23 protein-coding genes are annotated in these 22,948 nt (G+C 65.8%); 14 read left to right on the top strand and 9 right to left on the bottom strand.

The features are described from left to right. Positions 1-12: 12 nt before the first annotated feature. Positions 13-633 carry a hypothetical protein gene (locus G6N33_RS15140; protein WP_044508516.1) on the top strand — a complete coding sequence of 207 codons (621 nt, stop codon included), beginning with the start codon at positions 13-15 and terminating at the stop codon, positions 631-633. A 111-nt stretch (positions 634-744) separates the two neighbouring features. Here the strand turns inward: G6N33_RS15140 and G6N33_RS15135 are convergent, their stop codons facing one another. Both G6N33_RS15135 and purB read right to left on the bottom strand, forming a co-directional pair. Then, positions 745-1,992 carry a cytochrome P450 gene (locus tag G6N33_RS15135; RefSeq protein ID WP_044508517.1) on the bottom strand — a complete coding sequence of 416 codons (1,248 nt, stop codon included), beginning with the start codon at positions 1,990-1,992 and terminating at the stop codon, positions 745-747. Next, on the bottom strand, positions 1,989-3,407 hold the full coding sequence (gene purB / locus G6N33_RS15130; protein WP_101528642.1) for an adenylosuccinate lyase: 1,419 nt from the start codon (positions 3,405-3,407) through the stop codon (positions 1,989-1,991). Before purB ends, G6N33_RS15135 begins: the two co-directional genes overlap by 4 nt. Positions 3,408-3,487: 80 nt before the next feature. Between purB and G6N33_RS15125 the strand changes: the two genes are divergently transcribed. After that, the gene (locus tag G6N33_RS15125) at positions 3,488-4,234 is read left to right on the top strand and encodes a DUF429 domain-containing protein (protein WP_044508518.1); all 747 of its coding nucleotides are present in this window, start codon (positions 3,488-3,490) and stop codon (positions 4,232-4,234) included. Here G6N33_RS15125 and G6N33_RS15120 read toward each other — a convergent pair whose 3' ends face one another. Continuing rightward, a complete protein-coding gene (locus tag G6N33_RS15120; protein ID WP_044508519.1) occupies positions 4,235-4,852 on the bottom strand; it encodes a TetR/AcrR family transcriptional regulator in 618 nt (205 codons plus the stop codon). A 73-nt stretch (positions 4,853-4,925) separates the two neighbouring features. On the opposite strand from G6N33_RS15120, the gene G6N33_RS15115 reads away from it, so the two are divergent. Both G6N33_RS15115 and G6N33_RS15110 read left to right on the top strand, forming a co-directional pair. Further along, a complete protein-coding gene (locus tag G6N33_RS15115) occupies positions 4,926-5,840 on the top strand; it encodes an alpha/beta hydrolase-fold protein (protein ID WP_044508520.1) in 915 nt (304 codons plus the stop codon). A gap of 58 nt (positions 5,841-5,898) precedes the next feature. After that, positions 5,899-7,482, top strand: a complete 1,584-nt coding sequence (locus G6N33_RS15110; protein WP_044508521.1) for a gamma-glutamyltransferase family protein — start codon at positions 5,899-5,901, stop codon at positions 7,480-7,482. Here G6N33_RS15110 and purD read toward each other — a convergent pair. After that, positions 7,479-8,747, bottom strand: a complete 1,269-nt coding sequence (purD, locus tag G6N33_RS15105) for a phosphoribosylamine--glycine ligase (RefSeq protein WP_044508522.1) — start codon at positions 8,745-8,747, stop codon at positions 7,479-7,481. The genes G6N33_RS15110 and purD overlap by 4 nt on opposite strands. 255 nt (positions 8,748-9,002) lie before the next feature. Between purD and G6N33_RS15100 the strand changes: the two genes are divergently transcribed. The 8 genes from G6N33_RS15100 to G6N33_RS15065 are packed head-to-tail and all read left to right on the top strand — an operon-like array spanning position 9,003 to position 16,507. Beyond that, on the top strand, positions 9,003-9,524 hold the full coding sequence (locus G6N33_RS15100) for an MSMEG_0572/Sll0783 family nitrogen starvation response protein (protein ID WP_044508523.1): 522 nt from the start codon (positions 9,003-9,005) through the stop codon (positions 9,522-9,524). Positions 9,525-9,555: 31 nt separating this feature from the next. Continuing rightward, positions 9,556-10,449 (top strand): carbon-nitrogen hydrolase family protein, encoded by an 894-nt coding sequence (locus tag G6N33_RS15095; RefSeq protein ID WP_044508524.1) that lies wholly within the window; start codon positions 9,556-9,558, stop codon positions 10,447-10,449. Then, entirely contained in the window at positions 10,442-10,738 is a 297-nt protein-coding gene (locus G6N33_RS15090) for an MSMEG_0570 family nitrogen starvation response protein (RefSeq protein WP_044508525.1), read from the top strand. The genes G6N33_RS15095 and G6N33_RS15090 overlap by 8 nt, the downstream gene beginning before the upstream one ends. Next, entirely contained in the window at positions 10,735-12,012 is a 1,278-nt protein-coding gene (locus tag G6N33_RS15085) for an MSMEG_0569 family flavin-dependent oxidoreductase (protein WP_044508526.1), read from the top strand. Before G6N33_RS15090 ends, G6N33_RS15085 begins: the two co-directional genes overlap by 4 nt. Positions 12,013-12,053: 41 nt before the next feature. Further along, entirely contained in the window at positions 12,054-13,109 is a 1,056-nt protein-coding gene (locus G6N33_RS15080; protein WP_044508527.1) for an MSMEG_0568 family radical SAM protein, read from the top strand. Beyond that, positions 13,109-14,533 carry an MSMEG_0567/sll0787 family protein gene (locus G6N33_RS15075; RefSeq protein ID WP_044508528.1) on the top strand — a complete coding sequence of 475 codons (1,425 nt, stop codon included), beginning with the start codon at positions 13,109-13,111 and terminating at the stop codon, positions 14,531-14,533. Before G6N33_RS15080 ends, G6N33_RS15075 begins: the two co-directional genes overlap by 1 nt. 10 nt (positions 14,534-14,543) lie before the next feature. Further along, a complete protein-coding gene (locus G6N33_RS15070; RefSeq protein ID WP_044508529.1) occupies positions 14,544-15,389 on the top strand; it encodes a carbon-nitrogen hydrolase family protein in 846 nt (281 codons plus the stop codon). Further along, the gene (locus G6N33_RS15065) at positions 15,386-16,507 is read left to right on the top strand and encodes an MSMEG_0565 family glycosyltransferase (RefSeq protein ID WP_044508530.1); all 1,122 of its coding nucleotides are present in this window, start codon (positions 15,386-15,388) and stop codon (positions 16,505-16,507) included. The genes G6N33_RS15070 and G6N33_RS15065 overlap by 4 nt, the downstream gene beginning before the upstream one ends. Positions 16,508-16,514: 7 nt before the next feature. Here G6N33_RS15065 and G6N33_RS15060 read toward each other — a convergent pair whose 3' ends face one another. Further along, positions 16,515-16,946 (bottom strand): MarR family winged helix-turn-helix transcriptional regulator, encoded by a 432-nt coding sequence (locus tag G6N33_RS15060; RefSeq protein WP_044508531.1) that lies wholly within the window; start codon positions 16,944-16,946, stop codon positions 16,515-16,517. 56 nt (positions 16,947-17,002) lie between these two features. On the opposite strand from G6N33_RS15060, the gene G6N33_RS15055 reads away from it, so the two are divergent. Both G6N33_RS15055 and G6N33_RS15050 read left to right on the top strand, forming a co-directional pair. After that, entirely contained in the window at positions 17,003-18,088 is a 1,086-nt protein-coding gene (locus G6N33_RS15055) for an aldo/keto reductase (protein WP_044508532.1), read from the top strand. Positions 18,089-18,153: 65 nt separating this feature from the next. Next, positions 18,154-19,263 (top strand): zinc-binding metallopeptidase family protein, encoded by a 1,110-nt coding sequence (locus G6N33_RS15050; RefSeq protein ID WP_044508533.1) that lies wholly within the window; start codon positions 18,154-18,156, stop codon positions 19,261-19,263. On the opposite strand, the gene G6N33_RS15045 is transcribed toward G6N33_RS15050, so the two are convergent. Genes G6N33_RS15045 through G6N33_RS15030 form a run of 4 tightly spaced genes read right to left on the bottom strand, consistent with a single transcriptional unit; the run spans position 19,260 to position 22,830 of the window. Continuing rightward, positions 19,260-19,691, bottom strand: coding sequence for a carboxymuconolactone decarboxylase family protein (locus G6N33_RS15045; protein ID WP_044508534.1), 432 nt, complete (start codon positions 19,689-19,691; stop codon positions 19,260-19,262). The genes G6N33_RS15050 and G6N33_RS15045 overlap by 4 nt on opposite strands. After that, a complete protein-coding gene (locus tag G6N33_RS15040) occupies positions 19,691-20,548 on the bottom strand; it encodes an NAD(P)-dependent oxidoreductase (RefSeq protein ID WP_044512444.1) in 858 nt (285 codons plus the stop codon). The genes G6N33_RS15045 and G6N33_RS15040 overlap by 1 nt, the downstream gene beginning before the upstream one ends. 48 nt (positions 20,549-20,596) lie before the next feature. Beyond that, positions 20,597-21,346 (bottom strand): SDR family oxidoreductase, encoded by a 750-nt coding sequence (locus tag G6N33_RS15035; protein WP_044508535.1) that lies wholly within the window; start codon positions 21,344-21,346, stop codon positions 20,597-20,599. Positions 21,347-21,363: 17 nt separating this feature from the next. Continuing rightward, entirely contained in the window at positions 21,364-22,830 is a 1,467-nt protein-coding gene (locus tag G6N33_RS15030; RefSeq protein WP_044508536.1) for an aldehyde dehydrogenase, read from the bottom strand. Positions 22,831-22,948 lie beyond the last annotated feature (118 nt).

Genomic DNA, 22,948 nt, shown 5'->3' with positions numbered 1-22,948 from the left:
GGGATCGAGGTCATGAGATCGCGCTTTTTGCCCTACGCCACCAGGCCGGGCCGGCTGCTGGCCCAGTTGTTCAGCGACGCCGTCATCGTCGTGTGGACGGCGATCTGGCTGTTGATCGGCACCGCCGTCTACGATGCCCTCTCGACTATCGCCGACGCCGGCCGGCAGGTGGAGAGTGGCGCCCATAGCATTGCTGACAACTTGGGTTCGGCCGGCCATGGGGCACAACATGTTCCGCTCGTCGGGGACGCGGTTGGCAAGCCGCTCAATGCGGCCAGTCAAGCGGCTGTCGACATCGCGGGCGCCCTGCACGAGTTGGACACCACGGCAAGCTGGCTGGCAGTGCTGCTCGCACTGGCCGTGGTCGCGGCGCCAATCCTGGTGGCGGTCACGCCGTGGCTTTATCTGCGGCTGCGCTTCTTCCGGCGCAAGTTGACGGTCACCGCGCTGGTCGCCACCCCGGCGGGCGAGCAGCTGCTGGCCCTGCGGGCATTGACCAACCGCTCACCGGCGAAGCTGGCCGCGGTCAGTGCGGATCCGGTCGGCGGCTGGCGTCGCGAGGATCCCAATACCATCCACGCGTTGGCGGCGCTGGAACTGCGCGCGGCGGGCATCGCAGTTCGCCGGCGCTAACCGGCGGATACGACTGCGTGGCGTTGCCTGCAGCCCATCGGGTAGCAATCCCGGTCGTCATCACCGCGGCGACCATATCGGGCGAGGGCTCGGTGTCGGCGAGCCGAAACCTCACTGTTCCTCGATGAGTTCCACGATCAAGTGCCGGATACCGGTGTGCCGGTTGCTCCGTGTCCATTCGACGGGGCCGGCCACTCGGACCGCACCGAAACGCGACAGCAGCTCCTCGAACAGGACGCGCAACTCCAGGCGTGCCAGATTGGCGCCCAGGCAGTAGTGCACACCTTGGCCGAATCCCAAGTGCGGATTGGGTTTCCGGCCGATGTCGAACTCGTCCGGTTGGTCGAAAACGTCGCCGTCGCGGTTGGCCGAACCCTCCCAGATCTGCACCTTCTCACCGGCGCGGATCGCCTGGCCGCCGAGGACGACGTCTCGCGTGGCGGTGCGTCGTTTGGACGGCGACGGCGACGTCCAGCGCACGATCTCTTCGATCGCGGTCGGCAACAGCTCGAAATCGCTACGCAGCCTGGCCAATTGGTCGGAGTGTTCGGCCAGCGCCAGCAGCCCGCCGGCGACCGAGTTACGGGTCGTCTCGGCACCGGCACTGAATAGCAGGCTGAAGAACAGGTACAGCTCGAGATCCGACAACGCCGGCGCGTCGGCGTCGTCGAGGACGGCGTTGGCGACGATCGACAACATGTCGTCGGTGGGGTTGGCGCGCTTGGCCGCGATCAGCTCCTGGCCGTAGGCGTACATCCGCGACCCTGCTTCTTCCGCGGGTAGCTGCGGCAGGGCGGCCCGGCGTGATCCACCGAAGTCGAACTGTGGCTCGATGGCCTGGAACAGCCAATGTCGTTCGGATTCCGGCACTCCCAACAAGATGCAGATCATCTGCATGGGCAGCTCGGCGGCGATGTCGACCAGAAAGTCGAACGGCTGCCGGGGAACCACGTCATCGAGCAGCCGGCGCGTCCGCGTCCGCAGATCGTCTTCGACCAGCCCGATCATGCGCGGTGTCAGCCCGGAGCTGACCAGCCGCCGAATCTGCGAATGCCTGGGGTCGTCCATCATGTTGAGCACCTGTCCCGCGATGGACAGGTCTTGCAGCAATGTGCCGCCGAACGGTCGAGCACCCCCGGTCACCGACGAGTAGGTGATCGGATCTTTCAGCACTGTCAGGGTTTCCGCGTAGCTGGCGACGGACCAGAAGCCCTCCCCATCGGGGGTGTTATCGGTCGGCTGGTGCCAATAAATCGGCGCTTCTCGACGATGCACGGCGAACAATTCGTGCGGGAACCCGTTGGCGAAGTTGTCCAGATCGGTGAAGTCGATGTCCGAGAGCGCCGTGGTGATCGTCACAGAATCTCACTCGGAGCGTATTTGGCGGCGTCCGGGTAATTGCTCACCAGCGCGTCGACGGCCGCAGCCACCTCGTCGACCTGGTCCCCGGCTGCCCCGGTGAACGCCTTCTTGTCGGCGAGTGCGGCGTCCAACGCGGCGCGGTCCAGCGGCAGCCGCTCGTCGGTGGCGAGCCGGTCCAGCAGGTCGGGCTCGGCGCCATGTTCCCGCATCGCCAAAGCGGTTGCCACGGCGTGTTCCCGGATCACATGATGGGCGGCCTCGCGGCCCATCCCGGCACGGACGGCGGCCATCAACACCTTAGTGGTGGCGAGGAACGGCAGATAGCGATCCAGCTCGCGCTCGATCACTGCCGGGTAGGCGCCGAACTCATCGAGCACCGTCAAGAACGTCTCGATCTGGCCGTCGATGGCAAAGAAGCTGTCCGGCAACGCAACCCGGCGCACGACCGAGCAGAACACATCGCCCTCGTTCCACTGGGCGCCGGCCAGTTCGGCGGCCATCGACGCGTAACCGCGCAGCACCACCTGCAGCCCGTTGACCCGCTCGCAGCTGCGGGTGTTCATCTTGTGTGGCATCGCCGAGGAACCGACCTGGCCCGGCGCGAACCCCTCGGTGACCAGCTCGTGGCCCGCCATCAGCCGGATGGTGTGCGCCAACGAGGATGGTCCGGCACCCAGCTGGACCAGGGCGGAGAGCACGTCGTGGTCCAGCGAACGCGGATATACTTGGCCCACGCTGGTCAAAACCGTTGTAAACCCCAGAAATTCGGCGACACGCTGTTCCAGCTCGGCCAGCTTGACCGGATCGCCGCCCAACAGGTCCAGCATGTCCTGCGAGGTTCCCATCGGGCCTTTGATGCCGCGCAACGGATAGCGGTCGATCAACTCGCGCAGCCGCGTCAACGCGATCAGGGTCTCCTGGGCCGCGGAGGCGAACCGCTTGCCCAGTGTGGTGGCCTGCGCGGCAACGTTGTGGCTGCGCCCCGCCATCACCAGATCGCGATAGGCCACCGCCCGCTCGGCCAGCCGCGCAACCACGGCCACCCCGTGGGTGAATACCAATTCCAGCGACCGCCGGATCTGTAGTTGCTCGACGTTTTCGGTCAGGTCGCGACTGGTCATCCCCTTGTGCAGGTGCTCGTGCCCGGCCAGTGCGTTGAATTCCTCGATGCGCGCCTTGACGTCATGGCGCAGCACCCGTTCCCGGGTCGCGATCGAGGCCAGGTCCACGGTTTCCAGCACCCGCTCGTAGTCGGCGAGCGCATCGGTAGGCACGGCAACGCCGAGCTCCAACTGTGCCCGCATCACGGCCAGCCACAGTCGGCGTTCGGCGACGACCTTGGCCTCCGGCGACCAGATCGCGACCATCTCGGCGCTGGCGTACCGGGCGGCCAGCACATTCGGAATGCTCACCGGGTCAGCTTATCGATCGCGAGACTGCAACTGGCAACGCATTTCCGCACTAGCGACGTCGGTGGTTACAGTTTCGCGGCATGTACTTCGCCGGCGTCGACCTGGCCTGGGGTGTCCGCAACCCGACCGGCATCGCGGTCGTCGACTCCGACGGTTGCCTGGTGCGGGCCTGCGCGGTCCGCGACGACGACGAAATCCGTGCCGAATTGCGGCCTTACCTGCGCGGCCGCTGCGTAGTCGGATTTGACGCGCCCCTGGTGGTGACCAACCCGACCGGAACCCGACCGGCGGAGGCCGCGCTCAACCGCGACTTTCGCCGGTTCGAGGCCGGCGCTCATCCGGCCAACACCGGCAGACCCGAGTTCGCCGACGGTTCGCGCGGGGGCCGGTTGGCCGCGGCACTGGGCTTGGATCTAGATCCGCATTCGCCCGGCATGCGGCGCGCGATCGAGGTCTACCCGCATGCCGCGACCGTCGCGCTGTTCCGCTTGGAGCGGACGTTGAAATACAAGGCCAAGCGCGGCCGTACCCTGGATCGCCTCCGGTCCGAGCTGTTGATACTGATGGACGGTGTCGAGCGGCTCGCCGACACCGACGTGCGGCTACACGTCGCCGATCACCGTGACTGGGCTGGGCTGCGCGCACAGGTGGCGGCCGCGCGACGCAAGAGCGAGCTGCGGCGCGCCGAGGATCCCGTCGATGCGGTGGTGTGCGCCTATGTCGCGCTGTACTCGGTGCGCTGCCCGGCGCGCATCACCAGCTACGGCGACGCCGACACCGGATACATCGTGACGCCATCACTGCCGCCGGAGCTGACCGCGCAGTGATCAGATCCGCACCGGCCGTTCGTCGATGGGCGCGAGCACATCGATGATGTCGATCACCGTGCCCATCGCCGCGGTACGCGGGTCACGGCCCTCGACCAGCGCGGAGACGACCGAACCGTCGACTGCACAGATCAGGGTGCAGATCAGCTCGATCCGCACCGCGCGGCCGGAGCGCTCGATCGCCTCGGCGACGGCGTCGGCACGCTGACGCAGGCTGCGGCGCATGGTCTCGCGCAGCGCGGTCAGGCGCGTGCAGGCGATGTTGCGCTCGTATCGCGAGATCAGTTGCTCGACGAGAGTCTGATCGGACAGGTCGCCCACCAACAGGTCGACCAGCACCTCGGCGGTCGTCTCGGGCCCGCGGCGCCGGCGAGATAGCGCGTTGACCCGGGCGCGCAGCTGGGCGACCTCGATCATCGCGATGTGCTCGACGGCGCGGGCGATCAAGTCGTCAAGGGAGGAGAAGTAATAGGTGGTGGATGCCAGGGGCAGACCGGCACGCTGAGCAACCGCCCGGTGCCGCACCGCCTCGAAGCCGCCTTCGGCAAGCAGCTCGGCGGCAGCGCTGATGAGCGCATACCGTCGACGTTCTCCTTTCGGAGTAACCGCTGCAGTCACGAGTAGCCATCGTGCCAGCCAAAGTGGTACTGCATTGCCATTTCCGCTAAACGGCCCGCCAGACCAACATGGCATGATGGCCCGCATGCCTGACTTGAGCCGCCGCGCCGTGCTCGGTCTTGGTGCCAGCGCGGCCATCGGTGCAACGGGTGCTCTTGTGATCGACAACCTGTTGCACACCAGAACATCTCGCAGCGTTCCCGTGTCGACGGCCAGCACGCAGGTGCCGATGGCCCCGCCGGCTGCGCCGCTCGAGCCGGCCGCACCAGGCGAACCGGCGCCCACCATGACGACCGGTTCGTTCGTGTCGGCGGCCCGGGGCGGGATCTCGACCAACTGGGCCATCGCGCGGCCGCCGGGGCAGACGAAGCCGCTGCGACCGGTGATCGCACTGCACGGCAAGGGCAGTGACGCGGCCACCGTGATGGCCGGCGGCGTCGAGCAGGGTCTGGCCCAGGCGGTCAACGCCGGGTTGCCGCCCTTCGCGGTCGTCGCCGTCGACGGCGGCGGCAGTTATTGGCACAAGCGGGCTTCCGGAGAGGACTCCGGGGCGATGGTGCTGGGCGAACTGCTTCCGATGCTCGACACCCAGCGGCTGGACACCTCGCGGGTGGCGTTTCTGGGGTGGTCGATGGGCGGGTATGGCGCGTTGTTGCTCGGCGGACGGCTGGGGGCGGCACGGACCGCGGCCATCTGCGCGGTGAGCCCGGCGTTATGGCTGTCGTCGGGGGCGGCGGCGCCCGGCGCTTTCGACGGACCCGACGATTTTGCGGCGAATTCGGTGTTCGGAATGCCTGCGCTGTCGTCCATTCCGATCCGCATCGACTGCGGTGACAGCGATCCGTTCTACGACGCGACCAAGCAGTTCATCGCGCAGTTGCCTAATCCGCCCGCGGGCGGCTTCTCACCGGGCGGTCACAATCCCGCGTTTTGGAGTTCCCAGCTACCGGCCGAGCTGACCTGGCTCGCGCCGCTGCTGACCGGCTAGGTCTCGGCGGCACCGGGACGGACCGGCCCAAACCGACCGTAGCGCTACGCTCGCGTGCGTGAACGCACCTTTCGACTGGACCCTCCCCTACGCCTGGCCGCGCAAGCCCGTGCTGGGCGCCAACGTGGTCTGCACCTCGCAGCCCCTTGCCGCCCAGGCCGGACTTCGGATGCTCGCCCAGGGCGGCAGCGCGGTCGATGCAGCGGTCGCCACCGCCATCGCGCTGACCCTGGTGGAGCCGGTATCCAACGGTATCGGCTCGGACGCCTTCGCCATCGTCTGGGACGGCGCGCAACTGCACGGGCTGAACGCCTCTGGCCGCTCACCGGCAGCGTGGACGCCAGACTACTTCGGCGGCAACATGATTCCGATCGTTGGATGGAATTCGGTGACGGTCCCGGGCGCGGTATCGGCGTGGGTGGAGCTGCACGCGAAATTCGGCAAGCTTGCGTTCGAGAAGCTGTTCGAGCCGACCATTGGCTACGGCCGCGACGGCTTTTTGGTCTCGCCCACCATCGCCCAGCAATGGGCCGCTCAAGTTCCCACGTTCGAGTCGCAACCCGGCTTCGCCGAGGCGTTTCTGCCCGACGGACGCGCGCCGCGAGCAGGCGAGCGGTTCCGGTTTCGCGATCACGCGGCCACGCTGGAAAAAATAGCCACCACCGGCGGGGCGGCGTTCTATCACGGCGAGCTGGCAGACCGACTCGACGCGCACGCGACAGCGAGCGGCGGCGCGATGCGGGCCAGTGACCTCGCCGCTCACCGCGCCGACTGGGTCGGCACGATCAGCGGCAGCTACCGCGGGTACACCGTCCACGAGATACCACCGAACGGTCAGGGCATCGTGGCCTTGATCGCGCTCGGCATCTTGCAGCACTTCGATATGGCTTCGCTGCCAGTCGATTCCGCCGACAGCGTGCATCTGCAGATCGAAGCGCTCAAGCTGGCCTTCGCCGACGCGCATGCCTACGTCTCCGACATCGATCACATGTCAATCCGTCCTGAGAACCTGCTGGACGAGGGCTATCTGAAACAACGGGCCGGGTTGATCGATCGCGACCGGGCCAAGGCGGCATCGGCGGGTACCCCGAGCGGCGGCACGGTGTACCTCACCGCCGCTGACGCCTCGGGACAGATGGTGTCGATGATCCAGTCGAACTACATGGGCTTCGGGTCCGGCGTGGTGGTGCCCGGCACCGGTATCTCCCTGCAGAACCGAGGCGCGGGTTTCGTTGCCGCACAAGGTCACCCGAATCAGGTTGGGCCGAACAAGCGGCCATTTCAGACGATCATCCCGGGCTTTGTCACCAAGGACGGCACACCCGTGATGAGCTTCGGCGTGATGGGCGGCCCGATGCAACCCCAGGGCCACGTTCAGGTGATGGTGCGCATCGCCGACCACGGGCAGAACCCGCAAGCCGCCTGCGACGGCCCGAGGTTCCGCTGGGTGGACGGCTTGCAGGTCAGTTGCGAGCATGGGTTTGCGCCGTCGACGCTGGAAGAATTGCGTCGGCGCGGACACGACCTGCTCGCTGTCGACGACTACAACGCCTTCGGCAGCTGCCAGGCGATCTGGCGTCTCGAGGACGGATACGTCGCAGCCAGCGACCCCCGTCGCGACGGCCAGGCCGTGGCGTTCTAGACGCGGATCTTGCCTTCCTGCGCCAGCAACCCGATATCGCTTCGGAAGTGGCTGCCCGGCAATCGGATTGACTCCAGAATGCGATAGGCGTGCGACCGCGCCGCGACCAGGTCGGCACCGGTGCCGACCACTGACAGCACTCGCCCCCCGGACGATACGATCGCCCCGTCGTCGCGCACCGTCGTCCCGGCGTGCAGCACCCCCTCGGCCTCGGACCCGACGATGACGTCACCGACCCGCGGGCGCCCAGGATAGTTCTCAGCGGCCAGCACCACCGTCACGGCGGCACCCTCGCGCCAGCGCACCTCGCCGAAGTCGGCGAGCGTGCCGTTTCCGGCCGCGTAGAGCAGCTGGCCCAGCGGCGAGTCGAGCAGGGCCAGCACAGCTTGAGTCTCGGGATCGCCGAAGCGGCAGTTGAATTCGACCACCGCCGGCCCCTTGGCGGTGATGGCGAGTCCGGCGTACAGCAGGCCGGAGAATGGACAGCCACGCCGAACCATCTCGGCCGCAACAGGTTCCACGATCCCAGTGAGCACCTCGCGATACACGTGATCGGGCAGCCACGGGAGTGGCGCGTAAGCGCCCATGCCGCCGGTGTTGGGGCCGGTGTCGCCGTCACCCACCCGCTTGAAGTCCTGCGCGGGCAACAACGGCACCACCGTCGCACCGTCGACGACGCAGAACAGCGAAACTTCAGGACCGTCGAGGTAGGACTCCAACAAGACGGGATGGCCCGACTCGAGCAGGCCGGCGGCGTGCGCGCGGGCAGCGCCGCGATCCGGCGTTACCACCACGCCTTTGCCAGCCGCCAGCGAATCGTCCTTGACCACCCACGCCGGGTCACCGGCCGGTGGTCCGAACCGCTCGAGCGCTGCGTCCAAATGAGCCGGGTTGTCGATGATCTCGCTGGACGCGGTCCGAACCCCGGCGGCCGCCATGATCTCTTTGGCAAAGGCCTTTGAACCCTCGATTCGCGCTGCGTCCTTGCCGGGGCCGAAGCAGACGATGCCAGCCGCCCGCACCGCATCGGCGACCCCGAGCACCAACGGCACCTCGGGACCGATCACGACCAAGTCGGCACCCACGTCGCGGGCCAGCGCCACGACGGCGTCGCCGGAGGTGATGTCGACATCGTGCTGCTCGGCGAGCCGGCCGGTGCCGGCATTGCCCGGTGCGATCGCCAACATCGTGACCTGCGGATCGCGACTCAGAGCCAGCAGCAAAGCATGCTCACGGGCACCGGAACCGATCACCAGAACGCGCACGACACGTCAGACTAGCGGCGCAATGGCCGGCCGCCTACGGCAGGTATGTGACAGCAGTCACGGCCCAACGATCCGGACCGATCACACCCCGATATGTTTCCAATATATTACGGAAGTGATGTATACGATACAGTCACGTAATTCACCCATAACCATTTGGCAACGACCCGGGACTGTAATCGGCAGATCGGCATCCGCCGACACCCTGGCACTGTCGCCAACTCTTCGATATCACACCGAAATGTGGAGCACTCCATGCCTTTTGACGAATCCATCGCCGCAAACATCAAGGCGTCGCTGGCCGAAATCCCACACCCGTCGACGTCGAAAGGCTCGAGCATCTACGGCGCCACCAAGATCTTCCCCGCGTACCAGGCCGAGAACGGGGAAAGCTATTTCACTCTCATCCACGGCATCGCCCACGAATCATCTGCCTCGTTCGTCGCGGTCCTGCAGGCTACTCGCGCCCTGCGCCAAGGCTTTGAGTCGACACTCTACTTTTACGGCCCGGGTTCTATGAATTGTCTTGCTACACGCGGCTTTCCGAAGATCGGTGACGCCGCCTTCCCGGGTCAGCAGAACATCAACGAGGCGCTGGCGACGTTTATCAGCGAGGGTGGCACCGTGTTCTGCTGCCGGTTCGGCCTCGGTTTGCACGGCGGCCGCGAAGAAGATCTCATCGAGGGCGTCATCCCGGCCCATCCGCTCGACGTGCAAGACGCACTCATTTACTACTCCCGAAAAGGCGCCATCATCAACTCCGCCTACATGGTGTGAGTCAGAGCCTGAGCCACAACGGGATTCATACATGAAGACTCTTGCTGCCGTCTCGGCAAACTTCACCCGCGACCTCGAGCAGAACTACGCGGTCATCACCTCGCTGGTCCAGCAGGCCCGCGACAAAGGTGTCGACTTCATGGCTCTACCGGAGGCCGCCATCGGTGGTTACCTGCCATCACTGGGGAACCACGGCGATACGGTGCGCACGACACAGCGCTCGTTGCCGCCGGCCATTCGCCTCGACGGCCCCGAAATCGCACGTGTGCAGGCGATCCTCGGTGACCTGGTCGCCGCGATCGGCTTTTGCGAGCTGGACGACGACGCTGAAACCCGCTACAACACCGCCGCGGTGCTCGACGGCGGCAACGTGTACGGCGTTTACCGTAAGGTGCATCAACCGCTCGGCGAGAGCATGTCGTACTCCGCCGGCTCGCGTTACGAGGCCTTCGACACACCAGTCGGTCGGGTAGGGCTGCAGATATGTTACGACAAGGCTTTCCCCGAAGCCGCGCGCATCATGGCACTTGACGGTGCACAGATCATCGCCAACTTGTCGGCGTGGCCGGCCGCACGCACCGCGCCTGCCGAGAATCTCCAGGAGGACCGCTGGACCTACCGGTTCAACCTGTTCGACATGGCCCGCGCCCTGGACAACCAGGTGTTCTGGATTGCTTCCAACCAGAGCGGCACCTTTGGTTCGCTCCGGTACGTCGGTAACGCAAAGGTCGTGGACCCGGGTGGAAACATCCTGGCCACAACGCTTCTCGGCAGCGGTATGGCGGTCGCCGAGGTGGACATGGACGCAACCTTGCGCACCATGCGGGCCGGGATGTTCCACCTGCGTGACCGTCGGCCCGACGTGTACGGCCCGTTGACCCAGACAACTCAGACGGCCAAGTGGCGGGAAGTCTCCCGTGCCTGAGATGACCTTTGAGGTGCGCTGGCCCGACGGCAGCACGCAACGCTGCTATTCCCCCAGCTTGGTAATGCACGACTACCTGAGCGCCGGAGCCGACTACACCGTTGCCGAATTCTTGGACCGGTCGAGCCGCGCGCTGGCCGAGGCCAATGACAGAGTGCGCGCCAAATACGGCTTTGAATGCGCATCGGCAGCCGACACCAGAGTACGGATCCGCAATGCCGCCAACCACTTTCCGCTCGACGCCGTGATAACGATCACCGCGATGCATCCTGAATTGGAGCAGTCATGACAACGCCAGAGCACACCCGCGTCGCCATCATCGGCGGGGGTCAGGCCGGTCTGTCGGTCAGTTGGTACCTGTGCCGTGCCGGTGTCGAGCATGTCGTCCTCGAGGCACAGACCCCGGTTCATGCCTGGGCCGACAGCCGCTGGGACAACTTCACGCTGGTGACGCCGAACTGGCACTGTCAACTGCCCGGGCACGCCTATGACGGACCAGACCCGGATGGATTCATGACCCGCGACGAGGTCGTCGCGTGGTTAGCCGGCTGGCTGGAGAAGTTCACCCCGCCCGTGCGTGCCCACTCACGGGTGACCCGCCTGACCAACCGGTCCGACGGCGGGTTCGAACTGACGGTGCAGACCACACCTGGTACCCAGACATTGACTTGCGACCATGCCGTCGTCGCGACTGGCGGATACCCAGTGCCGGTGGTGCCGCCGTTTGCGCACTCGATAGATTCGGCAATCGCCCAAGTCCACTCGGCGCGGTACCGCAACCCCGACCAGCTGCCCGATGGCGCGGTATTAGTGGTCGGCACCGGGCAGTCGGGCGCCCAGATAGCAGAGGACTTGCACTTGGCGGGCCGCCAAGTACATCTGTGCGTGGGTGGCGCCCCCAGGGTCGCTCGCTTCTACCGCGGACGCGACTGCATGGCGTGGCTCGCCGACATGGGTCTGTACGAGAAGCCGGTGCAGGAGTATCCCGGCGGCAAGGCCGCGATCGAAAAGACGAACCACTATGTCACCGGCCGTGGCGGCGGCCGCGACATCGACCTGCGCCAATTCGCCGCCGAGGGCATGAAACTCTACGGATTGCTCAGCGCCGGAAAGGATTCGACGCTGAAATTCGACGCCACCCTCACCGCGTCGCTCGACCAGGCCGACTCCGTCTACAACTCCATCTGCGCGGATATCGACGGGTACATCACCCGCGAAAACATCGACGCCCCGCCGCCGTCTCGCTATACACCGGTGTGGCGTCCCGAGTTTGAGCCGACGGAGCTGGATTTGGCGGCCGAGGGTGTGACCAGCATCGTGTGGGCGATCGGCTACCGCCCCGACTATCGATGGATAGAATCCAGTGCCTTCGACGGCGGTGGGCACCCGATGCAAACGCGCGGGATCACCAACGTGGCCGGGCTGAGTTTTGTCGGCCTACCCTGGATGCACACTTGGGGCTCGGGCCGATTCCTCGGCATCGACCGCGACGCTCGGCATATCGCCGCCACCATCGTCAGCAGCCAGCACGAATCCGTGCTGCGACTCGCGGCGGGCCACTGACGCGCGAGACTTTGCCCAACCAACGTCTAGGAGCATCAGCGATGGCCACGTCCACCAGAGTCGAACTTACGCTGCGTGGTTTCCGCGGTGAGGTTCCCGTGAGCCGCACGGCGGGTGCCGGCCCCAGCGCCGACGGCCACTTGGTCATCGATGGACTCAACGCCGCCATTCCGCTGAATCCCAATAGTCCCTTCGTATTCGACGGCAGCCGAATACTCTTGGACGACCAGGACACCGGCCTGGACGTGCAGCTCATCCGCCGGCCCCGTTTCTACGATTTAACGACCGCCAATGGCGTTCCGTACGAAAAACTGGCCCGGCTACACGGACGCAACGTGCTCGCTACCACCGTCGTGCAAACCTGTATCCGCTACGCGCCAGATCAGCGGTGCCGGTTTTGCACCATCGAGGAGTCGCTGCGATCCGGTAGCACCACGGCGGTGAAACGCCCGGCAGAACTTGCCGAAATCGCCGAGGCGGCAGTGCGACTCGACGGCGTGACGCAGATGGTGATGACCACGGGCACATCGGCCGGCGCCGACCGCGGAGCCCGACACCTGGCCCGGTGTGTGCGCGCGGTCAAGGCCGCGGTACCCGACTTGCCGATTCAGGTGCAGTGTGAACCGCCCGCCGACCTGGCGGTGCTCGCCGACCTTCGCAAGGCCGGTGCGGACGCCATCGGCATTCACGTCGAATCGCTTGACGACGAGGTTCGCCGGCGATGGATGCCTGGCAAAGCCGCCATCCCACTGGATGCTTATCGCGTGGCCTGGCGTGAGGCTGTCCGCCTGTTCGGCCGCAACCAGGTCTCCACCTATCTGCTCGTCGGACTGGGCGAAGATCCCGAGCAACTCGTTGCCGGCGCAGCCGAACTGATCGGTATCGGGGTGTATCCCTTCGTGGTGCCGTTCCGGCCGCAGCCCGGATCACTGGCCGTCGACGTCGATGCCGCTCAGGCTCCGGACACGATCGTCGTCGAGAAGGTGACCCGGGCGGTCGCCACCCTGCTGCGCGCGGCCGGCATGTCCGGTGCCGCGCAACGGGCCGGGTGTGCGACTTGCGGGGCCTGCAGCGTCCTGCAGAATTTCGGTGCCTGATGATTCCGTTCAGCACCAACATCGAGATCGCGGCGGTGGATTCGTCGATTCTGACGGGCACGCCGCCAGCGCCCGCGCCGTTTCTGATCCATCCCGTCGAGTCCGCACGCGAACTCGAGGCCTACCGGCGGATACGCCACGATGCATTCGTCACCGATCAGGGTCTTTTCGCCGGAACAGACCGCGACGACGTCGACGAGGATCCACGGGCTGTCGTACTGGTCGCGACGACACCCGACGGCCAGGTACTCGGCGGAGTGCGGCTGGCGCCGGCCACGGCGGTTGACCTCGGCTGGTGGACCGGCTCGAGACTGGCGACACATTCGGCCCGCCGGATCGCGGGGTTGGGCTCCGCGCTCATTCGTGCCGCATGCGCCTACGTCGAATCGGCCGGCGTGCTGCGGTTCGAGGCCACCGTGCAGCAACGCTACGCGCCCCTGTTCACCATGCTGGGCTGGCAGATGCTGGGCGAATGCACCATCGCGTCGCGACCTCATGCGTGGATTCGCTGGCCACTGAACCCGATTCAGCGCATTGCAACGGCAACCAAATCATTCCTCGGGCCCGCGCTCGAGCCGCTGCGTGCCATGCCGGGTGGGCTCGGGCCGGCGGGATTCGTGGGCGATGACGGCACACCGATTCCCGGCAGCGATCTGATCGCCGCGTGCGACGCCATCGTCCCCGCGATGGTCGAGCGCGACCCCGAATGGGCGGGGTGGTGTTCGGTTCTGGTCAACGTCAACGACCTCACCGCGATGGGGGCTACGCCGGTCGGTCTGCTCGACGCCGTGGGCGCGCCGACGCCGCTCCTGCTCGACCGGGTGGTCGCCGGGTTGTCGGCCGCGTCGGCGGCATGGCAGGTGCCGGTGCTGGGCGGGCACACCCAACTGGGCGTTCCGGCGGCCTTGGCGGTCACCGCGCTGGGGCGGGCCGCGACTCCGATTCCGGCCGGCGGCGCATCGGCCGGCGACCGGATCCGGTTGACGGTCGACACCTCTGGTCAATGGCGACCAGGTTATAAAGGGATGCAATGGGATTCGACAAGCACACGCAGCAGCGGCGAACTCGTCACTATGAGCCGCGTGGTCGCATCGATGCATCCACGCGCCGCCAAGGACGTCAGTATGGCCGGCGTCGTCGGGACGCTGGGGATGATGGCGGAGGCCAGTCGATCCGGCGCCGAACTCGACGTGGCCGCGATTTCGCGGCCCGCTGACACCGCCATGGGCGAATGGCTCACGTGCTTCCCGGGATTCGCCATGCTCACCGCCGGCGACGGACTCCCGGTTCCAGATCTGCCCAAGGGCGTCGTGAGCGCGGAATGTGGTTCATTGACCGCGACCCCTGGGGTGAGGTTGCGCTGGCCGGACGGCGTTGTGACAATGGCGCTGGACTCCCCCGTCACCGGACTCGGGCCGGCTTGAGGAGGGCGCGTTGGCACTGACTACGGTCGCCGCTGTCGCCGCTCATTTCGGTAGAGATCTGCAGCGCTGCCTGGACAAGGTTCTGGGAATCACCGCAGCCGCCGCGCAGGATGGGGTCGACCTACTGGTGTTTCCCGACGCCTGCCTCGGCGGCTACATCGGCGATTTCCGGACGCCCGACCTCAATGATCCGCCGCCGGCGCTGGACCCCGACGGTCCTGAGATCGCGTCGGTCGCTGCCGCCGCAGGCTCCATGACGGTGTGCCTCGGGTATGCCGAAGCGGCACCGGACGGCGGCCGCTACAACGCTGCGGTGTGCGTCTGTGGGGACGGCATTCTGGGCACCCATCGCAAAGTGCACCAGCCGGCCGGTGAGTCATTGACCTACCTGGCCGGCGACGCGTTCTCCACGTTCGACGCCCCAGTCGGGCGGATCGGGATGCTCATCGATTACGACAAGACGTTTCCGGAAGCCGCCCGTGCCCTGGCAACCGACGGGGCCCAGATCATCGCGGCACTCTCGGCCTGGCCGGCCAGCATCACCGACCGGGCTTCCCGCTTGCCCGCCGACCGGCAGTCGCGGCTCTTCGACCTCTATGACTGCGCACGCGCCGCCGAAAACCAAGTGGTCGTTGTGTCGTCCAATCAGACTGGCGTGATGGGAAATCTTCGTTTCCTGGGTCAGGCGAAGGTGGTGGGGCCAGGCGGCGACATTCTGGCGACGACCCGCTCCACGGGCGGACTTGCCAAGGCGGACGTCGACATCGATTCCGAGATTGCCCGCGCGCGCCGGGTTTTGAACCATATTGCCGAGCTACGGCCGGCGGCCTATCGGGCAAGGACCAAGCCGAGATGACGCTACGTGTTGCATTGCTGACTTACTCGACCAAGCCGCGCGGCGGTGTCGTCCACACGTTGAGCCTCGCCGAAGCGCTCGCCGGGCTCGGGATCGACGTGACGGTGTGGTCATTGGCACGCGCCAACGACAGCGGCTTCTTTCGCACCGTCGACCCCGCCGTGAAGGTGCGCCTAGTGGAGTTCATCGACTACCCGGGCGACACCGTCACCGATCGTGTCGTCCGCTCGATCGAACTGCTGAGCAAGGCATTCAGGCCCGGCGACTACGACATCGTGCACGCCCAGGACTGCATCAGTGCCAACGCCGTCGGCGACTGCATCCGCACCATTCATCATCTCGACGAGTTCACCACCGCAGTCCTGGCTGCGTGTCACGAGCAGGCCATCACCAAACCCTACGCACGGATTTGCGTTTCCACTGCCGTCGCCGACGAAGTCGCCTCGAAGTGGGGTTTTTATCCGACCGTTATTCCGAATGGTGTTCATGCACAGCGGTTTATCGATGCCGCCGCCGATGATGCCGCGGCAACGGCCGCGCGAGCACAGTGGCGGGACCGCCTGGGGCGGTACCTCCTCACGGTGGGTGGTATCGAACCGCGTAAAGGCACCATCGACTTGGTCGACGCCTACCACCTGGTGCGCCAAGGGGTTCCAGACCTCGCCCTGGTCATCGCGGGGGGTGAAACATTGTTCGACTACCGCGAGTATCGCGCCGCGTTTGAACGGCGGTGCGCCGAGCTCGACGTCGAACCGACCATCCTCGGGGCCGTCGACGACCGGCAATTGCCGAGCCTGGTGGCCGGATGTGACGCGTTCTGTTTTCCCTCCACCAAAGAGGGATTCGGCCTGGCCGCCCTCGAAGCACTGGCTGCGGGACGACCGGTGGTCGCACGCGACTTGCCGGTATTGCGCGAGGTTTTCCGAACCACGATCACGTACGCCCACGATGCCATTGGCATGGCCGCCGGCTTGACCACGGCCATCCAAGGTTGCTACGACCCCACGCCCGGACGCCGCCTCGCTCAGACTATGACGTGGGCTGTCGCCGCGCAGGCACACATCGACTTCTACCGCGACCACCCAAAACCACTGCGACAGAGATCTTCCCGCCACTAAGACGGCGTCAGACGATCCTCTCGAGCAAGCTTTTGAAGTCCTTTCGCTGGGTGGCAGTCAGCCGCCCGAGACGCTTGTCGAACTCGCCGGACAGGACGGCCAGACCTTTGCTCACCACCTGACGTCCGGCAACGGTGAGCAGCAACCGGTGGCGCCGCAGATCGGAGGGGTCGATCTCACGGCGCACGAAGCCCGCGGACTCGAGCCGCTTCAGGTACAGCGTCACCGTGGCCTTCGGCATACTCAACGTCGCAGCCAACTCGGCTGGATAGGGATGGTCGTCGATCTCGGCGAGTAGGAACAACTCCTTCGATTCCAGTCCCAGCGCGCAGATATCGGCCTCGGCACCCGCGATCACCGACAGCAGCACCCGATAGTTCAATGACCAGATCTTGGCGGCATCGAGCGCAGGCACCGACTTGCCAGTTCGTTCAGTCATGAACTAGTTTACTTACGAACAACCGCATAGTCGAACAATCTACAGGAAGTCGTCCCATGCCTCTAGATCAATACGTGACACTCGGGCGCTCCGGCCTGCGTGTCAGCCCCCTCTGCCTGGGCGCGATGACGTTCGGAGAAGACCTTGGCTGGGGTACCAGTGTCGAAGAGTCCCAACGGATCCTCGACCGCTACACCGAACTCGGCGGCAACTTCATCGACACCGCCAACTTCTACACCAGAAGCCACTCGGAAAAGATCATCGGCGACCACGTCGGACGCCACCCCGCCCGTCGCGACCGCTTGGTCATCGCCACCAAGTTCAGCGGCAACCTCTATCCCGGCGACCCCAACGGGGGCGGCGCCGGCCGCAAGTCGTTGATCAACGCCTGTGATAACTCGTTGCGCCGCTTGCAAACCGATTACATCGACCTGTACTGGCTGCACATGTGGGATGTGAACACCCCCATCGAAGAGACGATGGCCGCACTCGACGACCTCGTCGCGGCGGGCAAGGTTCGCTACATCGGCGTCTCGGACACTCCGGCGTGGAAGATCGTCGAAGCCAATCTGATCGCCCGGTTCCGGGGCTGGTCGGCGTTTATCGGCTTGCAGGTCGAGTACTCGCTGCTGGAACGCACGATCGAACAGGAATTGGTGCCGATGGCCGACGAGTTCGGCCTCGGCATTACGCCCTGGTCTCCCTTGAAGGGTGGCGTGCTCAGCGGCAAGTACACGCGGCGAAACGCCGGACAGCACAACGCCGGTCGCGGCGCGCTGGTCGATTCGTTCCTCACCGACAAGACCTACGCGCTGATCGACGAGCTGGAGAATATCGCCGCCGCGCATCAGTGGACCGTCGCCAGCGTCGCCCTGGCGTGGGTGCGGGCCCAGCGTGCCGTCTCCTCCATCATCATCGGCGCGCGCACGCTCTCGCAGCTCGAGGACAATGTGCGCGCCGTGGACGTCAACCTTGGCACCGACGAACTGGCCCGGCTGAGTGCATTGACCAAGCCGAGGTTGGGTTTTCCGCAGAGCATGCTGGAAATGGCAACCAGCATGATCCAGGGTGGGACCACCGTCAACGGTGTCTTCGCACCGCCGTCGGAATACGTCATGCCCGCAGGCGGCCGGCCGTACTGAACGCGCGCGGCACCGCCGACCGTTTTGCGCTCGCCGCGGGAGGGTAGCCGGTTCGGGGAGGACTGATGACGCACAACGATGCCGACGACCTGCTGCAGGAACTGTTGTGGAGCTACGGTCCCTGCGGTCAGGAGGACGTGGTGCGCGCCATATGCGCGCGTGAACTCGAGCCCGTTGTCGACGACATGTGGATCGACGACGCTGGCAACCTGATCGGATTCGTCGGTGCCGCAACCGGTTCCGGTACCGACACTGAACAGAATCGGCACCGGTGGACTCCAACGACGGGGCCGGGCACCGGAACCCGCGTCCTGGCACACCTAGATGAGCTGTCGATGCTGGTCAAGCGGATCGAGCCGGACGGGTCCCTGCGCGTCACACAGCTCGGCGTGATGTATCCGGGCAACTTCGGTCTTGGTCCGGTGGCGGTGCTCGGCGACAACGAGACGTTCACCGCGGTTCTCACGCACGGCTCTGAACACACCACGAAGGAGAGTCCGCGGATCTGGGAGACCAAGCCCGATCAAGGCGACCGAGCGCTGGACTGGCAACACGTCTACGTCTTCACCGGTCGCAACCAAGAGCAGCTGGCGGCCGCCGGAGTCCATGCCGGGACCCGGGTCTGTGTCGACCGAAGCAAAAGGACACTGGTCGACGTCGGTGACTACATCGGCTGCTACTTCCTCGACGACCGCGCCGCCGTGACAGCCCTGCTACGCGCCGCCCGGCTGCTACGCGACCGGGGACTACGGCCGGCCGTGGATGCCTACCTGGTCTTCACCACAAACGAAGAGATCGGCGGGATCGGTGGCTGCTACGCCAGTGCCACGCTGCCGGGCACGCTCACCCTGGCGCTCGAGGTGGGACCCACTGAAGAGGAGTACGAGACCACCGTCCGCGGAGGACCGATCGTGGGTTACAGCGACGCGTTGTGCGTTTACGACAAGGACATCGCCGACCGGCTGATGCGGACGGCCGCCGATCGGGGCCTGACGCCCCAGGCCGCGGTGCTGGGCGCTTTCGAAAGCGATGCGTCTCGCGCCAAGGCCGGGGGTCTGACGCCGCGTGCCGGACTGCTGTGTCTGCCCACCTTGAGCACGCACGGTTTCGAAGTCATCACCCGCGGTGCGATCGACGCGATGGCCGCGATCGTCGCCGACTTTCTGGTGGCCTAGTCGGGCGTCTTGCCCGAATGCATCTTCAGCGCAGTGTCGACGTTGGCCTTCTTGTCCTCGGCTGCGCCCGCGGCCTTCTTGCGCTTGGCCACGACGCTCTCCACCGCACCGTTGAGCGCGGAGCCGAGCGGGAAGCCCAGGTAGTGAGTCAGGAAGACGGCCATCTCCTTCAGTTCGGTCTCGGAGAGTTCGCCGTTGAGCAGCGCTGCGTTGATCTGAATCTCGGCCAGGTCCCGCTTCCCGGCCGCGGTCACCGCGGTCAGCGTCATGATGCGCTTGTCGCGCATCGACAATCCCGGGCGTGTCCAGATACTGCCGAACAAGTGATCGACGGTCAGGTCGAAGTAGGCGTCGCCCTCGACATTGGGCATCTCCCAGCCGTAGACCTCGTTCATTTTCTCGAGACCCTTGCGGCGTAGTTCGTCCATTACGACCCTCCCTCTGTGTGCGGCACGCCGAGACCTGCTGCCAGCCCGTCATACGCCAACCGGGCCAGCGGCAAATCGACCGACACCGATTCGCCCAATGCCAAGGCCAAACTCAGATCCTTCTCCCCCAGCTCCCGCGTGTGCACGAAGGGTTGATACAGGAAGTCGTCTGGCTCAATGTCCTTCATATTGTCGCGCACCATGATCGCGCCGGGCCCGCTGGTGAGCGCATCGGTGTGACGCACCACCCGACCCAACGCCTGCAAATCCAGCCCGGCAGCCTCCGCCAGTCTCATGGCTTCGCATGCCGCGACGTATGAGGTGAAGGTCAACATGTTGCGGGCCAACTTCATTCGTGTGCCGGCGCCCGGCTCACCGGCGTGCACGACCACCGCCGCCCAATGTTTGAACGCCGGCTTGATCCGCTCGTAGACTTCGCGTTCGGCGCCCACCATGGTGGCGAGCTCACCCTTGCCCGCCGCAGCGGCCCCGCCGCTCACGGGTGCGTCGACGACGTGGATGCCGTGCGGTTTGAGCTCGGCAGCGAGCTCGACGGCCGTGGTGTCGCTGATGGTGGAGTGAATCGCAATGACGGTGCCGGGCTTGGCGTTTGCGGCCAGCTCGGCGACAACCTCCCGCACCTGGGCGTCGTCGAGGACGGTGATGTGGATGATGTCGGCGGCAGCCACGCTCGCCACGCTATCCGCCAGGCTGGCGCCCTTCTCGGCCAGCGGCGTCATCGCCTCGGCGCGAACATCGTAAACCGTTACCCCACCAGGCCATTCGGTCATCTTCGTCGCCATCGGGGCGCCCATGTTGCCCAGACCGATATAGCCGAGCCTGAAATGCTCAGTCATCTGCGCCGCTCCTTTCCACGGGAAGCGTTGCATCGTCACGGGCGCGACTCATGACCGGATTACCTGCCCGCCGTCGACGTTGAAGATCTGCCCGGTGATCCACTTGGCCTCATCGGAGAGCAGGAACAGGCACATGCCGACCAGATCCTCGGGAGTTCCCATGCGAGACAACGGAAGTCCTTTGACGATGTCGTCCACCATCTCTTTGGGCGTGGTGGTCCGACTGGCCTCGGTGTCGATCGGTCCGGGTGCGATCGCGTTGATCCGGATGTTGCGGCCACCCAGCTCGCGCGAGAGCTGCTGGGTCAGACCGTTAATGCCGACCTTGGCCAGTCCGTAGTAGTTGGAGTACAACCACGCCGCGGTGGAGGACTGGTTGACGATCGCCCCGCCACCGCGCTTGCTCATCTTCTTGTACACCGCACGCGTACACCACAGCGCTCCGTCGAGATTGACGCTCATGAACTTCTTGTAGTACTCGGGCTCAATGGTCAGCAGGAAGTCCAGCTTCATCCCGCCGAAGATCGCCGCGTTGTTGACGAGGTAGTCGATGCCGCCGAACTCGGCCAGCGTGCGATCGGCCATCGCCTTGGCCGACTCCGGATCCGACACGTCAACGGGGATGCTGATGGCCGTGCCGCCGTCGGCGGTGATCTGCTTGGCCACCCCGTCGGCCGCCTCGGCGTTGATGTCGGCGACGACGACCGCGGCGCCCTCGCGCGCCAGCGCCTCGACGTAGGCCCGGCCGATGCCGCCGCCCGATCCGGTGACGATCGCGACCTTGTTTTCGAATCTCATCTGTCAAGCTCCTCGACTCAAACCGCGGTCGCAATGGTTTTGATCTCGAGGTACTCCTCGAAACCGGCCAACCCCATCTCACGACCGTTCCCGGACTGCTTGTAACCACCGAACGGCGCATCGGCCGAATACCACACGCCGCCATTGACATTGATCGTTCCGGCACGGACGCGGGTGGCGGCCGCGGCCGCCCTGTCGGGATCAGCGCCGAAAACGGTGCCCGACAAGCCGTAGAGCGAGTCGTTGGCGATGCGGATGGCGTCGTCGTCGCCGTCGTGAGCGATGACGGTCAAGACCGGGCCAAAGATCTCTTCACGCGAGCAGCGCGCGTGGTTGTCCAGCCCCGCGATCACGGTCGGTTCGATGAAGAAGCCGAGTTCGCGGCCGGCCGGTCGGCCGCCCCCGCATGCGAACGTCCCGCCCTCGGTGATCGCCGACTCGAGGTAGCCCTCAATGCGGTCCCGCTGCCGTGCTGAAATCACCGGCCCACAAATGGTTCCGGGGTCGGTGGGATCGCCGGCTTTGATGCCGCCCATCGTGGCAGCGGCGACCGAGACGGCTTCGTCATACCGTGCACGCGGCACCAACAGCCGGGTGGTGATTGCGCATCCCTGGCCGGCGTGCATGCACACCGAGAATCCCGCCACGCTTACCGCTGCGCTCAGGTCGGCATCGTCGAGGACGATGAACGCCGACTTGCCGCCCAGCTCGAGGAACACCTTCTTGATTGTCGCGGCGCCATCCGCCATCACGCTGCGCCCGGTGGCGGTCGATCCGGTGAACGAAACCATATCGACCCGAGGGTCTTTCGCCAACAATGCGCCGACGCTGTGGTCAGTGGAGGTGACGATGTTGATCACGCCCGGCGGAAAGTCCGTGTGCTCGGCAATGAGTTCACCTAGCACGGCGGCACACCACGGGGTGTCGGGGGCGGGCTTGAGGACAACGGTATTTCCGGCGGCCAGGGCCGGCCCGATCTTGGCGAGGTTGATCTGATGCGGGAAGTTCCACGGCGTGATAGCGCCGACCACGCCGACGGCTTCGCGGGCGATGGTGCGCCGCGTCGGGATGCCCATCGGCGACGCCACCCCGAGATCCTGGTTGTATTCATAGGATTCGGCGGTATCCGCCGCGAACGCCAGGTCGTTGACGGGACCTTCCAGCTGCGCGATGCCGGTCAGCATGCGCGGCGCGCCAACCTCGGCGATGGTGAGTTCGCGTAGCTCTTCGAGATTCTGTTGCATCGCCTCGCGTAATTGCCGCACGCACCGCACCCGCAATGCGGTGTTGCGCGACCAGTCCGTCTCGTCAAACGCGCGGCGGGCGGCGTCGATGGCGCGGCTCATGTCGTCGGCGTCGCCGTCGGCCGCGACTCCGAGCACTTCCTCGGTCGCCGGGTTGATGGTGGGGAAGGTGCCGGCGCTGCCGGCCGACATCTTGCCGTCGATGAACAGTTCACTCACGCCGTCGGCCAGCAAGGCCATCTCGCACTCCCGTCTGTGCGTCGCATCCCAGCGGCCGAATATCGACATCCCGCTTAGGTGGACAGTTGTCCGATATTGTTTCCCCGCACCATAGCCGCCGGGCCCTCAGCGGTGCAAG

The organism is Mycobacterium simiae, assembly GCF_010727605.1.
GTDB classification, from domain to species: domain Bacteria; phylum Actinomycetota; class Actinomycetes; order Mycobacteriales; family Mycobacteriaceae; genus Mycobacterium; species Mycobacterium simiae.
This window is presented reverse-complemented; position numbering and strand designations above follow the sequence as displayed.

What these genes read in the sequence shown, in the direction of transcription:
- G6N33_RS15045 (WP_044508534.1), bottom strand. Translation starts at nt 19,691, where the DNA reads ATGGACGAACTACGCCGCAAGGGTCTCGAGAAAATGAACGAGGTCTAC.
- G6N33_RS15060 (WP_044508531.1), bottom strand. Translation starts at nt 16,946, where the DNA reads ATGACTGAACGAACTGGCAAGTCGGTGCCTGCGCTCGATGCCGCCAAG.
- G6N33_RS15030 (WP_044508536.1), bottom strand. Translation starts at nt 22,830, where the DNA reads ATGGCCTTGCTGGCCGACGGCGTGAGTGAACTGTTCATCGACGGCAAG.
- G6N33_RS15115 (WP_044508520.1), top strand. Translation starts at nt 4,926, where the DNA reads ATGATGGCCCGCATGCCTGACTTGAGCCGCCGCGCCGTGCTCGGTCTT.
- G6N33_RS15095 (WP_044508524.1), top strand. Translation starts at nt 9,556, where the DNA reads ATGAAGACTCTTGCTGCCGTCTCGGCAAACTTCACCCGCGACCTCGAG.
- G6N33_RS15125 (WP_044508518.1), top strand. Translation starts at nt 3,488, where the DNA reads ATGTACTTCGCCGGCGTCGACCTGGCCTGGGGTGTCCGCAACCCGACC.
- G6N33_RS15100 (WP_044508523.1), top strand. Translation starts at nt 9,003, where the DNA reads ATGCCTTTTGACGAATCCATCGCCGCAAACATCAAGGCGTCGCTGGCC.
- G6N33_RS15075 (WP_044508528.1), top strand. Translation starts at nt 13,109, where the DNA reads ATGATTCCGTTCAGCACCAACATCGAGATCGCGGCGGTGGATTCGTCG.
- G6N33_RS15040 (WP_044512444.1), bottom strand. Translation starts at nt 20,548, where the DNA reads ATGACTGAGCATTTCAGGCTCGGCTATATCGGTCTGGGCAACATGGGC.
- G6N33_RS15080 (WP_044508527.1), top strand. Translation starts at nt 12,054, where the DNA reads ATGGCCACGTCCACCAGAGTCGAACTTACGCTGCGTGGTTTCCGCGGT.
- G6N33_RS15085 (WP_044508526.1), top strand. Translation starts at nt 10,735, where the DNA reads ATGACAACGCCAGAGCACACCCGCGTCGCCATCATCGGCGGGGGTCAG.
- G6N33_RS15140 (WP_044508516.1), top strand. Translation starts at nt 13, where the DNA reads ATGAGATCGCGCTTTTTGCCCTACGCCACCAGGCCGGGCCGGCTGCTG.
- G6N33_RS15035 (WP_044508535.1), bottom strand. Translation starts at nt 21,346, where the DNA reads ATGAGATTCGAAAACAAGGTCGCGATCGTCACCGGATCGGGCGGCGGC.
- G6N33_RS15055 (WP_044508532.1), top strand. Translation starts at nt 17,003, where the DNA reads ATGCCTCTAGATCAATACGTGACACTCGGGCGCTCCGGCCTGCGTGTC.
- G6N33_RS15050 (WP_044508533.1), top strand. Translation starts at nt 18,154, where the DNA reads ATGACGCACAACGATGCCGACGACCTGCTGCAGGAACTGTTGTGGAGC.
- G6N33_RS15065 (WP_044508530.1), top strand. Translation starts at nt 15,386, where the DNA reads ATGACGCTACGTGTTGCATTGCTGACTTACTCGACCAAGCCGCGCGGC.